This window comes from Candidatus Symbiopectobacterium sp. NZEC127 (assembly GCF_025962675.1).
Taxonomy (GTDB): Bacteria; Pseudomonadota; Gammaproteobacteria; order Enterobacterales; family Enterobacteriaceae; genus Symbiopectobacterium.
Genome location: NZ_JAGFPG010000001.1, coordinates 189,194 through 201,820, shown reverse-complemented (window position 1 = coordinate 201,820; position 12,627 = coordinate 189,194). Strand labels below are relative to the sequence as shown.

The following is a 12,627-nucleotide window of genomic DNA, read 5'->3' as shown; positions in this document are numbered from 1 at the left end:
ATTACTGATGCAGTTGCGCAAGCTCCTCTGCTGTCAGCCCAGTCATTTTCATTACAGCCGCATCATCCATGCCATTCTGCCGCATGGTGCTAACAATTTTCAGTATAGCCAGGCGTTCACTGCGCTTTCCTAATTCAACGCCCTGCTCAATGCCTTTTTCAATACCCTTCTGCTCGAGTCGCTGCGCTATGGTCATCAGTTCTTCCTCATGCTGTGGCACACGGTATGCCAGTTCTCGGACAAAAGCCTCTACGTCTAACGCGTCTCCTGCCTCTACCATGTAGTTTACCAGTGATATCGTCTGTTGTCTGGTCATGTAACCCGCCAGCAGCAGCGTCACCAGTCTGTCCATCAACTCCGCCAGATCGCGCTGACGAATGTGCTTTTGCAACAGAGTCAGCGCCGCCATGCTGCGATGCTCCATGATCTCATCATCCGGGATCACTGTCACATCCACCAGCGGGAAAGGGTTACCGTAAAGCCGTTCAGCCACGTCCGGACGATCGAATCCGTCTAACCAGTTGGTGGAATACGGATAGGGGCTGGGGCTGCCTGCATAAAACAGTATCGGGATAACCAGCGGTAATGTCTTGTGTTTCGCATCAAGATGCTTCTGCATGGCCGCGATGGCGTATCTCATCAGGCGAAATGCCATGTGCTTATCCGCTGAGCTTTGGTGCTCAATCAGCACATGAATATACCCTTTCCCTACCCGCGTTTTTACGCTGTAGAGCACATCGCTGAAGTAGGTGCGCAGGTCTTCTTCAATAAAAGAGCCTGACTCAAGCTTCAGGGTGGTAAGGTCACACAGCTCCCGCAGTTCGCCAGGCAAATGCAGTTGCATAAAATCTCTGGCGGTATCCGGGTTGGTCAGAAACTGTTTGAAAGCCGCATCATGGGGCGTCGGCGTGTTGCTGCTCTTTTTCATTGTGTCAGGCTCGAAAAGTCATCTGTTGCAATGTTAGCAATCCCGACCTCTCTGCTTCGTCAAAGAGAACGTGATCCTTAGTACGGCATTAGCTGCTAACGCGCTGCGCTTGTTGGTTCATTGTGGGACATCTATCCAACCAGATACCGTAATTGTCTTTTTTAACGATGCAATTCAAGAGGTGAAAATCTACGCGCTTTCATGAAAAGACTATTAGGCGATCCGTATTAAGGGTTGAATAACCCGTAATACGAGCTCACAAGCTTTCTCTTCAGTTCCGTCTGTGTTGTTGTGTTAGTGCACATTGTGTCTGACGGACTCAGGAGGATAATAATGACATCTCATCAATTATTGCGTTTGAAACAAGTCAGAGAAAAAACAGGGCTTAAGCGCTCACAAATTTATTTGTATATGAAAACAGGTGATTTTCCGCAATCTATTAAAATTGGCCCCACCAGCGTTGCCTGGCTTGAATCCGAGATTAATGAATGGATTGAACAAAAATTATTCTACCGCAACCAGAAAAAACAGGAGGGTGACTAGCCATGATCCCCTCACTCAATTACGTCATATTGATTGATGCCTTACGCGCGCTAAAAGAAGGGAAAATTCGTTATTGCGAAAAATTAGGCTTCACTTACGATGAAATGAATGCGCTCAATAGAATGACCCTGGATGATTTTTTTATTATCAGCAGAGCATCTGCCCAGTTTATGAATGTGATCATTCACCATGAGGCTTTGCATCTTCTTCTGCTCCAATCCGACCAGGAAGTGAAACTTCAGCATCAAATTAATCGGGCAATTTCGCTTGGCGGTTCACTTGAACTTATAAACCGGTATTTTGGCCTGACTAGCCATGAAACGTGTGCCCGTCGCCGGTTATTGGGTCTTCGTGTTGCTCAGGGACGAACGCGGCTTCCAAATGAAGATATCGATGCAGATATCTGGCTACGTTGGCAAAAGCAACGCGTGGATAATATCGAATCACTGCATGCACTCGATGCCATGATGCAAATCACCGAAGAACTCGCTGGCAAGGATGATGCTCCCACCCTGACCGCTGTCTGGCAGCGTATCGTGCTTAGTGAAAAAGAAAAATTAGTCAGGGGAAAGGCGAATGCCCGATAAAATCAATCGCGAGCAGGAATTCAATGAGCAGCCCTTGGAAACCATGATAAAAAAATCCGTTTTAAACCGGCTTCAACATCGTCATTATTTTACTGTCGACTTTGTGGTGACCCCATTCCAGATAAACGCCGCCAGACCTTGCCCGGTGTGACCACATGTATTGATTGCCAGACCCAGATTGAATGTAAGCGTTGCTAGAAAATGCAATGTCAGACACAGAATATCTCTTTTTGGGTAGATGACATTCGCTCGGACGTGAGCTGGCGGTGTCCTGTATTTAAATACGATTAAACATGACAGTCTGTTGCGTGCGAAAAGTGGTAGTGACATTGAATAACTAGGACGTTTATCGACCTGCTGCATCTTCAAAACCCATGTTATGGAGTAACAGACACGCTGGCGGACAATCCTGCCACTAATTCGACACCCTCAGGCAACGTGTCTATATGAATGCGAACCGGGATACGCTGTGCCAGCCGCACCCAGCTAAATGTCGGTTCAACTTCCGGCAGGCCAAGCCCACCCGTTTCGTCATTATTGTCACCGATACCATGGCCGATACTTTCAACATGGCCGGTTATAACGGGGTCAAATCCCATCAGCGCGATATGTGCGCTGCTCCCCACTCGAATATGACGCAATTTGGTCTCTTCAAAATAGCCGACTACCCAGAAACTCTGCGCATCGACGATAGCGACTTTTGTCTCCCCCGCACTAGCATAATCACCAGGGCGAAGCCGGAGATGCGTGACATATCCTGCAACCGGTGACCTGATGGTGGCGTGGGATAAATTAAGCTGTGCCAGTTCCAGCGCGGCCAGCGCGCTATGATAATTGGCTACCGCGATGTTTGCCGCACTGCCGGTTTGCTGTACATCTTCGCCGGAAATCACCCCTTTGATCTGAGAGCGACGCCGGGCAGCATCCTGGCGCATCAGCATCTCATGACGTTTCGCTTCAACGTCTGCCTGCGCGCTGACCACCGCCAGCGTTAACCAGTGTGGATCGATGGAATAGAGAACATCGCCATGATTAACCCACTGATTGTCACGAACCGCCACGTTACTTATCTGGCCGGAAACCTCCGGCGCAACCCGCACCACATCCGCACGGACCCGGCCATCACGGGTCCAGGGCGTCTGCGCATAGTGTCGCAACATCATAAAAGCCAGAAGGGTTGCCACCGCTACTGCGCTTAACGTCAGCGCATAGCGGCCCAACAGAGAGAGTAAAGATTTCATGCGAATATTCCCAGCGCGGTCAGGCTCTGCAAGAGCAGAAAAAAGGTAACGATATAGATTGAGAAATCAATCAGCGGGCGAAAAGGCAAGCGACGGTAAAGCCTGCTGAAAGAGAAAATTGGCACAAGTAACAACGTGCAGGCCAGGGCAACGATGGCTGCCACCAGCAGGCTGGGTATAAAAACTCCCCCGATATTCATGTCATTCATCATCAGCGAGCGCCTTCTTCTGCTCCCGCAGCGCACAATGCAGATCAACCAGCCTGTCGACCCACTGGCGCGATTGTTCATCTGGTGCAGGCACACGGAGGTCGATGATGGAGGCAATGCGCGCCTGCAAACACCCGGTGCTGGTCATGCGAGTAAGGAGATAAAGCACCTCATTGATCTCTCTGCCCGCCGGCGTATCACAGCGACGTAAGTGCATCACCGCGAGTCCAATACGCAGATAGTGCAACAGAGCGTTAAGTGCCAGCGCCGATGACTTCCCGCTGCGTGGCAAACGCGGCAGCAACAGCGCCGCTCTGTCGATCATTAAATGAGTCCAGTGCATTTCATCACCGTTAAACTTGCCGTTCACGCTTCGGCGAATGTCGCGTTGGCAAAGCTTCAGCAGACGGTTTATGGCCGCATCTGCCTGCACGGTTTGCAGCAGGCTCATGCTGATGACAGCAAAGCCGGTCGCGGTGAATAATGCGATAGCCGTGTTAACCGCCACGACAAAATCTCCCCGATAGTGTGCGCCTAGCTCGCTCAAAATAGGCAGCGTCAGGGTGATCCCCATCGCCATAAAGGTAGTGGGTGGCCGGGCCTGGAGCGATCCGGCGAGCAGATATGCCGGGGCAAGCACCGCAACCAACACCGTGAAATCGCTCACCTGAGGGAGCACAGCAAAGCTGTAGACCAGGCTTAGCAATACGCCCCAAACGGAGCCAATAATGTATTTCACAATATGCGGGGACGGCGTGTCGAAACTGCCAAACAGCGTGCAACAGACGCCAAGGATAGAAACTGCCGTGTCGCCCTCTGACCAGGCAGAGTAAATCCACATCAGGCAGCCACTCAGGATGATGACGAAAGCGCCCAGCGCCGTGCGGGCAGCGGTATAGGGATCGCGGTGAAAAACGTAACCTTTCACCGCCCTGCCTTCCGTCTGCGCTGACGCCGGCTTTGCCAGATAGATGGCGTCAGAAAGGCGCTCACACTGTTGCATGAGGATAATAGCCTCCGTCAGATAACGCACAACGCTCGCCCGCAACGCGTCTTCGAACGTCATGGCACGCGCCGCACACAGCTGCGCAAACTGTTCACTGCGTTTTTTTAGCGCTTCTGCCGTGCTTTTCCGTTCCGCTTTATCCTCGCAGACAAACCAGGACAGAGCATCGTCCAGCAGGATCTGTAGATCGGCTGACATCGTCTCTATCATCGGTAAGCGGTCGCGTAATTCACAGTTCACGATTAATAAGCGTGCCAGCCTGTCATGGATAGCTTTTCTGGCCTGTCGGACCGGAACCGATAGGGCAAAGTCATAAGGGATGTGATGGCTTATGCCCTGCAAAAACTGCAATGCCAGCGCCAGATGCAAGGGCCCTGCAACCCCATCGGGTTTGCCTGCTAACGTGTCGGCAATCCCCTGCCGTGCTGAGCGCAGCGTCTGGGATAACGTGCTGTTAAACAGCCCAGAGATACGCGTCGGCAAAATATACCGGTGAATCAGTGCAGCACAGAAAATGCCAATCATGATCTCCTGCACCCGGATAATGGCGATATGAAAAATTGCACCGGGATCCACTACCGCCGGAAAGCCAATCAGGCTCGCGGTGTACCCGGCTAACACAAAGGCATACGCACGGGGTGTGCGTTCAAGCAGGGATAAATAGAGGCAGAAAGCGATCCAGCCAGAAAGCATCACACTGCAAAAGATCGGCATATTGACGAAAGCGGGCACGATGAAAACGGTCGCCCCGGCACCAACCAGAGTTCCGACCAGACGATAGAGGCCTCTGCTCAGTGACGCGCCCACCGAGGTTTGTGAAACGATATAAACGGTAATGATCGCCCAGGATGGACTCTCAAGGCCTATCGATAACGCAATGTAATAAGCGAGCATTGCAGCGGCAAAGCTTCTCGCGGAATAGAGTAAGGCATTGGCATCGCTTAGCAGCGCAGTGGGAGTCTGCAAAAGGCTTATCCGACGGTACACAGCGTGTAGTGTGCGTAAACAAGGAAAGTGGCCGAAATCAATTTTGTTCATGCCGGGGATTATTACCGGCTTGCGTCCCCGCTTAAATACTCTATTCTGTCAAAAAATCCCTATATCCTGCCAATGTTATGAAATCCCGGTTCGCTACTACATTGTTTGATCCTGACGCCACGCTGTGCCCGGCGGTCGCACGTCACCTTGATTTTGTTGATTACGAGGCAGAAGTGCCGGTTCATACGCACCGTAAAGGGCAACTGATTATTACGCTGTATGGCGCGGTTATCTGTCGGGCGGAAAACGATATATGGATTGTGCCGCCAAACTGTGCCGTCTGGATCCCCGGCGGGATCCCTCATAGCGCTAACGCGACCTGGAACGCACATCTCAATTATTTATTCATTGAACCCGGAGCCGCAGCGCTTCCGGAGAGATGCTGCACGCTGGCGATTTCCCCGTTGATTAAAGAACTGGTTGGTCGGTTAGCCATCGAGGATATTGGTTATCCGCCGGATAGCCATGCTGCCAGGCTGACCAGAGTCACACTCGATGAATTAGTCAGCATGCCGCAGCAGAAATTGAGCCTGCCGGTCTCGTCTCATCCCAAAATCCGCGCCATGGCTGATGCGTTGGTCAGCCACCCGGAGGACCGGAGCACCTTTAATGCGTGGGCAAAGCGACTGGCGCTCAGCGAGCGTTCATTAGCGCGGCTGATGGTGCGCGAGACCGGGTTAACCTTCGGGCGATGGCGTCAGCAACTGCACTTGATTATTGCGCTTCAGGAACTGGCAAGCGGCATATCGGTACAAAACGTGGCGTCTAAATTAGGGTATGAATCTGTTAATGCCTTTATTACGATGTTCAGGAAAACGATGGGCAGCACGCCCGCTCACTATTTTGCCGAACGGAAAACAAGCGCACGTTAAACGCATGCGCTAGTGCATTAAAGGACAATGTTAAGCGACAGACTGCTGTTTGAATGACAGGCCAAACCGGTAACTTCTGCGCTTTAACCCGGCCCTTCACTGCCAGCCGCCAGCAGTGGAACCAGCACATTACTGATGGGAACGGGGATCCCGTGAACCTGACCTAAGCGCTGTATCACGCCATTGCGAATATCCCACTCCATAGGACGGTTAGCCTGACGATCGGCGAGAATCGACGAGCCTAAATCTGGGGATGCACGCTGATAATTAACCACGATCTCCTGTACAACCTCATCGTCCAACACCGCCCCCTCGGCACGGGCGACGGTGAGACACTCACGCAGATACGCCTGAGCCAACACGATAATATCCTCACGGGAAAACATTCCTGCGCGGCGATTCGCAAGCACCATCAGACCAGCAAGCGCATTTTGCAGTAGCTTGCGCCATGCAACAGAGGCAAAGTCAGCAGACAGCTCAACCGCGCAGCAAGAACCGCTCAGCGCATCAATCACACGTTTTGCCGGCAAAACATCCGGCAGCGTCAGACGCGGTTTGGCGCGTAGCCAGACCGATGCATTCGGTTCGCGCTGAGCCGGGAACCAAACCACTGAGGGCAGCACCGTTGCTTCATTGACCCAAGGTTCAAGCTGGGTTTTCTGTTCGATGCCGTTTTGCAGAGCGCAGACCACTGTGTTTTCATTGCACAACGCGCTTAACCAACCAACAATATCGGCGTTCTGGGTTGTTTTCACTGCGACAAAAACCAGATCACAGGGATCGGACACCTCCTTGGGATCGCTTAATACCGGACCAGGAACAACAATTTCGACATCATCGTAACGCAAAAGTAACCTCGGATGCGCCGAGCGCCCGCAGAGTAACGGCGTGCGACCCACTTCATGCAACATCGAGGCAATGGTGGTACCAATCGCACCTGGCCCAATCAGCGCAATTCTCGGATGGTCTGGCATCGTTAGTTCTCCTGATTCACTTAACCTACCATCAGTGTGCCAGCAACAGCGTATTCCAAGTGAGATGTAGCAAGGCAGCAAATAACGTTAAGTGAAATAATAGTTACGGACATGCACAGATGCTAAACAGTACACACCATGAAGAACAGTGAAGTGTCGTCATCATGGCATGAAAAAATACTCATACCTCAATGATAACGCCGCTGCGCCTGCTGTGACTCTTCCAGCAACCAATGCCGGAATTTCATGATGTGCGGCTGTGTTTCGATCCCCTGCGGACAGACAAAGTAATAGGCCGCCGGTGAAGGAAACCGGACGTTAAAAAGACGCGCCAACGTGCCACTGGCGATCTCTTTTTCAACGTGTCCACTACGTGCCAGCGCAATACCCTGACCGAGGAGCGCGGCCTCAATCGTCATATTGGTATCAGCAAAGCGCACACTCTCGTGCAGTACATTGATATTGACTCCGGTTTGCTCAAACCAGGTATCCCATTTTGGCACCAAATCAGCACCGTCACGCGTCAGCAACGGATAGCGCAGCAGTTCAGCAGGTTCCGCAGGAGTGCCAAAACGCTGTAGGAGCGACGGGCTGACCACTGGAAATATCTGCTCGCGAAACAAAAACTCGGTGAAAAGTGCAGGATAGTTGCCGTGACCAAATAGGATTGCCACATCGGACTCTGTCCCTGCAAAATTGATAGCTTGATCCGAACTGCTCAACGACACCAAGATCTCTGGATGTAAACAAGCCAGGGCAGGCAGACGCGGCAACAGCCACTTCAGCGCAAAAGAGTAGGTGGTATTTACATGCAATCTTACCCGGCCGTTTTGCTCACGCAGCTCCGAAAGGGTAGTATCGAGTTTGCTGAAAAATTCCCGCACCAGCGGCGCGAGCGCTGCTCCAGCAGGTGTCAGGCTCAGTGTTTTCCCGCGCTGAAAAAGTTGCAGGCCCCAGAGATCCTCAAGGTTTTTTAGCTGATGGCTGACGGCACTTTGGGTAATAAACAGCTCTTCAGCGGCGGAGGTAAAGGTAGCGTGGCGCGTGGCGACCTCAAACGCGCGCAGCGTGGCAGTAGGTGGAAGATTACGCATTCTTTTCTCTCTTTTAATGAGTGAATACTCATATCACTACAGATCCGCCCCCCTGCGCCAGAGAAATAACAAAGGCCATTAGACGTACGGATTGCCTTACCAGAATGCAGCATGGATGCCCGCCATAAAAATCAATTGAGGTATATTGTTCCAACATCCGTCTTTGGCACAAAACAGATAATTAGCTAAGACACTGCCCTAACCCACAAAAATATCAGCCCTACGCTGAACCAATACCACTAACCCCCTTCTAACGACTCCTCTTTTTTCTTTGATTTTTCCAATCTGAGTTTTCCCTATCGAAACAGCCCCTCCATAGCGCACCCTACTCTCGCCAGCACTGTCTGGCTAACCGCAAGGACGCTTATTCGTTCGGACACAGTATCGCTCTTTAACAATAAGACCGGGCTGTCACATAACCACAATTCAGGGTGCCGCTGAATGTTCTCGCTGACCCGTTAAAACCGGAATACAGGATCGGGATGTGACTCATTTATTAACTCAATAAATTGGCGTTTATGTCTTTACGGAAAAATGGCAGGAAGAAGCGCAAGCAGCGAATGCCAAACCACCCGACATGCCATATTCTTTAGTTGAATACGCATCCGCAGACTCTGTCGTTATCCGCCAGATAATCACTCGATGATGACAAATAGAAATTCACCCAGGCCACCGTCAAACACGGATTTTATCTGGATGAAAACCGCGTGAAACAAAGTCACCACCAGTGTTATCTCGACACACTCGAAACGATCCGCAATAACCAAGAATAAGCCTGCGCATAAAAATAACGCGCCCTCGGCAAAATACCCTCCATAAATACCGACCTGTCTTTAGCAACGGATGGCGATAGCCACCCCGCAGGGGCGGGGCAAATTACGCAGTAATTTGGGCAAGTCCGGCGCAGGGCATGGCGCTTTCAGGCTTTTTAATGCCTGCCCCGCGCAGGCATTAAAAAGTGGTGTGCGGCGAGTAAATTCAATTTCGCAGAAATTGCTAATTGGCGTCGCCCGCACCCACCGGCGAGCGTTCCCCCCAGGGAGCCGAGCAGGCCGGGGGGAGCCGAATAAATTTTGCCGCCCCAGCGAGCAAAAAGACGCGCCCACGCGTCGGTTTATTTGGGGGGCGCAGCCCCGCACACCGTCGCGGCTAAGTCTCCGGCCAACAGCCGGTAGCGTGGCGCGACCAACCCCTTTAAAGGTCAGCTTCCCGCTTATTTCACGTTGCAAGGAACGCGCAAGGGAAATAAAGGGCCAAAGCGACCGTCTTAAAGGGGTTGGTCGCGCGTAGCGCGCGACGGTGTGCCGCTCTTGACCCTGGGGGTTTTGGTGCGGCGTCCAGCCGCGACATTACCCCCATGCGCCAGGCAATAAGGGCGTCCAGCCCGCATGTACTGGCGCATGTCATTGCCCGTCATGCGGGCGTTTCAGGGGACAGTCGACCACGGGTCGGCGGGACCTTGAAAGCGCGGATAACGGGCATGAGCGCCGCAGGCGTTCATTGCTTTGTTGCCCCCTGGTGGGCGTCCTTCGTGGGCGTCACCGATGGGCGTGGGGTATCACGCCCATCGGTGACGCCCATGCACTGCCCCCATAACACCACAATCACACCGGAGATCACTGCAATGGCAACCCATCTGATACAAAGGCTGAATGCCTTTACGGATGCCTTTTCTTTTTTTCTACTCTGGCTGCAACACAACCCGGTAATATTATCCATATTTGCCGGACTGACGCTGCCATTTATATTTAATCTGCCACGTGAAGAAAGAAAAAACGCCCCCTTTTGGTTAAAATTGGTGGCGGGTGTATCCACCTTCTTTTTCATATTTGGCACCCTGTCACCGCTGACCATTCAGGGGCTAAGTTTTTTCTTCAAAGTACTCGACAATAACATTTTGCTCAGATTATCACTCTGGATACTGACTGTCGGATTTACGCTGGCTGGTCTGGCTTTTCATATTACTGTCCGAAGGCTGCTGACGGGTGAAATCGACAGTTTAAAACATCGGATGATTAAAAAAAGCAAGCTGGAAAGAAATGTCAGAACGGATGTTCGTGAAGTCAGGGACATGTTACCTGACAGCATTGCGTATAATCCGCTGGATTATATTAACCTTAATAACGGTATCTTTATCGGGCTGGACAAAGATAATCAGCCACAATATATCACCGCCGAAGAATTTCAAACTCAACACGCTGACCTTATCGGCACCACAGGTTCTGGTAAAGGCGTCAGTGCCTGTGAACTGCTTTATCAGGCAATACTTGCAGGTGAAGGCGTGTTTGTCGAAGATCCCAAAAATGATGAGTGGGCACCGCATGTTCTGCGGGAGGCCTGTCAGAAAGCGGGAAAACAATTTTTTCTTATTAATCTGAATGACCTTCATTTTCAGCTTGATTTACTGGCTGATATTTCTCATGAACAACTGGAGGAGCTGTTTAATGCCGGTTTCAGCCTGGGTAAAAAAGGCGAAGGTGCTGACTTTTACCGTATCGCCGACCGTCGCGCAGCCAGAAATACGGCAGCTATTTATGAAAAGGGCATGACGTTACGCGACTTATTTAACACTGACTTTGTGAAATCCCTCAGTGAAGATGTGCCTGCTTTTTATGGCGAGCTTGAAGAAATCGCTTTAGTGAATTCCATTAATGCCCGCAACGGATTTTCCTTAAAGACCATTTTTGATGAAGGCGGATGTTGCTACATCATCGGCTCAATGCGTAATCAGAAAATCATATCGGCTCAGCGAATGATTTTAACTCGCCTGATTCAGATAGCCGAAATGCGTGACCGGATAAAAGACAAATCTCGTCCCGTCGCTATTTTTCTTGATGAACTCAAGTATCACCTGTCCCGCCCTGCGCTTGAAGGACTTGGCGCAGCGAGGGACAAAGGTGTGCATATCATCATGGCCCACCAGTCGGTAAAAGATTTGTATGATTGCCCGGCAGATTTGGAGGGTGATGCCGTTGCCGGTTCTGTGATTGAGAATTGCAAGTTTATGCTGGTTTATCGCCTTCGCGATCCGGACACTGCCGACTGGGTGGCAAGGATGACCGGCTCAATTCTGGTAGACGATGAAATGAGGAAAGTGAAAACGGATATATCCCTGACGGAGAAAATGGAAACGGACAGGATGATCCGCCAGGCTGAGAGATATTATATAGACAGCAACATGTTGCTTAACCTCCCCCAATTTGTTGGTTTTGTTTTCACCCAGAATGATCTGGCGAAGGCAACCAAACTATTCCACATACCGGCAAAAAAGCAATATATCGATCTGCTTTCGTTTGAGCATAAAAATCCTCCGCACACCGAAAAAGAAAATCAGATTCACAAACCTTCCATTAACCTGTGAGGCTATCAATGCTTATTCATAACGTTGCTGAAAGAAATGAAGCCGCAAAACGAAGAATGCGGGCATTGCTGTATTTTCTCAAGGAAGAAACGATCTCTGATTTGCGGACCTTAAAAAAAGTTGTCGGCTATAAAGGAAAACATAACCATGCGATGTATAAACTGCTCAATAAAGCGGTTGCGATGGGCCTCCTGATTAAACACGAATATCCGGTATTGACCGGGAAAAAATCATTGTGGGGGCTCAGCATGCAGGGACTGGCGATGGTGGTTAGCGCTGATGACAAGGTTTTCCCCGCCTATTTTGAACCGGGAAAACTCAAACACTCGACGCTGGAACATCGACTGTTAAATCAGCGGGTCAGGATCGCCCTTGAGGAAAAAGGCGGTACGGGCTGGCTTAACGGCGATCGGAGAGAGTTTATGTTGCGATACCCGGGCTTCCGACACCGACCGGACGGCATTATTACCTTAAGCAGCGGTGCCATCGTTGCAGTGGAAACAGAGCGGTCGATGAAAACCCGCGCCCGTTACATCAGCATCATTAACAGTCATCTCGCCGCCAGCGACGCCGGACGCTGGCACTATGCGATGTATGTTATGCAGAACAACAAAACCAAAATCGCGCTCATCAGGCTATTTGACAGTATCAGGACGGTGGTAAGGAACGGAATTTTGGTTCCGTTTAATGCGAAAAACCGGGAGATGTTTCTCTTCCGCACGATAGACGAACTTGAACAGACTCCCGCCAGCGACGATTAAAGGCATGCCTGTT

11 protein-coding genes and 1 pseudogene are annotated in these 12,627 nt (G+C 51.0%); 6 read left to right on the top strand and 6 right to left on the bottom strand.

All coding sequences use genetic code 11. The features are described 5' to 3' along the window. Position 1: 1 nt before the first annotated feature. Entirely contained in the window at positions 2-928 is a 927-nt protein-coding gene (locus tag J5069_RS00895) for an Rpn family recombination-promoting nuclease/putative transposase (RefSeq protein ID WP_264642089.1), read from the bottom strand. 333 nt (positions 929-1,261) lie between these two features. Between J5069_RS00895 and J5069_RS00890 the strand changes: the two genes are divergently transcribed. The 3 genes and pseudogenes from J5069_RS00890 to J5069_RS00880 all read left to right on the top strand — a co-directional run bounded on the left by J5069_RS00890 (position 1,262) and on the right by J5069_RS00880 (position 2,256). After that, positions 1,262-1,471, top strand: coding sequence for a helix-turn-helix transcriptional regulator (locus J5069_RS00890; RefSeq protein ID WP_264642088.1), 210 nt, complete (start codon positions 1,262-1,264; stop codon positions 1,469-1,471). 2 nt (positions 1,472-1,473) lie between these two features. Next, complete coding sequence (locus J5069_RS00885) at positions 1,474-2,058, top strand: DUF2857 domain-containing protein (RefSeq protein ID WP_264642087.1); 585 nt, start codon at positions 1,474-1,476, stop codon at positions 2,056-2,058. Then, positions 2,048-2,256: pseudogene (locus J5069_RS00880) on the top strand (TraR/DksA family transcriptional regulator). The gene J5069_RS00885 and the pseudogene J5069_RS00880 overlap by 11 nt, the downstream one beginning before the upstream one ends. 179 nt (positions 2,257-2,435) lie before the next feature. Here the strand turns inward: J5069_RS00880 and J5069_RS00875 are convergent. From J5069_RS00875 to J5069_RS00865, 3 genes are read right to left on the bottom strand one after another with little or no spacing between them, the layout of a single operon-like run. Continuing rightward, positions 2,436-3,299, bottom strand: coding sequence for an HlyD family secretion protein (locus J5069_RS00875; RefSeq protein WP_264642086.1), 864 nt, complete (start codon positions 3,297-3,299; stop codon positions 2,436-2,438). Continuing rightward, positions 3,296-3,511, bottom strand: coding sequence for a DUF1656 domain-containing protein (locus J5069_RS00870; protein ID WP_264642085.1), 216 nt, complete (start codon positions 3,509-3,511; stop codon positions 3,296-3,298). The genes J5069_RS00875 and J5069_RS00870 overlap by 4 nt, the downstream gene beginning before the upstream one ends. Then, entirely contained in the window at positions 3,501-5,552 is a 2,052-nt protein-coding gene (locus tag J5069_RS00865) for an FUSC family protein (protein WP_264642084.1), read from the bottom strand. The genes J5069_RS00870 and J5069_RS00865 overlap by 11 nt, the downstream gene beginning before the upstream one ends. Before the next feature lie 77 nt (positions 5,553-5,629). Here J5069_RS00865 and J5069_RS00860 point away from each other — a divergent pair, with 77 nt between their 5' ends. Beyond that, on the top strand, positions 5,630-6,424 hold the full coding sequence (locus J5069_RS00860; RefSeq protein ID WP_264642083.1) for an AraC family transcriptional regulator: 795 nt from the start codon (positions 5,630-5,632) through the stop codon (positions 6,422-6,424). 83 nt (positions 6,425-6,507) lie between these two features. Here J5069_RS00860 and J5069_RS00855 read toward each other — a convergent pair whose 3' ends face one another. Together J5069_RS00855 and gcvA are read right to left on the bottom strand one after the other, a co-directional pair. Then, positions 6,508-7,398 carry an oxidoreductase gene (locus J5069_RS00855; RefSeq protein WP_264642082.1) on the bottom strand — a complete coding sequence of 297 codons (891 nt, stop codon included), beginning with the start codon at positions 7,396-7,398 and terminating at the stop codon, positions 6,508-6,510. 188 nt (positions 7,399-7,586) lie between these two features. Beyond that, positions 7,587-8,492 carry a transcriptional regulator GcvA gene (gcvA, locus tag J5069_RS00850; protein ID WP_264642081.1) on the bottom strand — a complete coding sequence of 302 codons (906 nt, stop codon included), beginning with the start codon at positions 8,490-8,492 and terminating at the stop codon, positions 7,587-7,589. 1,624 nt (positions 8,493-10,116) lie between these two features. On the opposite strand from gcvA, the gene J5069_RS00845 reads away from it, so the two are divergent. Both J5069_RS00845 and mobC read left to right on the top strand, forming a co-directional pair. Next, positions 10,117-11,853 carry a type IV secretory system conjugative DNA transfer family protein gene (locus J5069_RS00845; protein WP_264643679.1) on the top strand — a complete coding sequence of 579 codons (1,737 nt, stop codon included), beginning with the start codon at positions 10,117-10,119 and terminating at the stop codon, positions 11,851-11,853. Between the two features lie 8 nt (positions 11,854-11,861). Continuing rightward, positions 11,862-12,614, top strand: coding sequence for a MobC family replication-relaxation protein (mobC, locus tag J5069_RS00840; protein WP_264642080.1), 753 nt, complete (start codon positions 11,862-11,864; stop codon positions 12,612-12,614). The last annotated feature ends 13 nt before the right edge of the window (positions 12,615-12,627 follow it).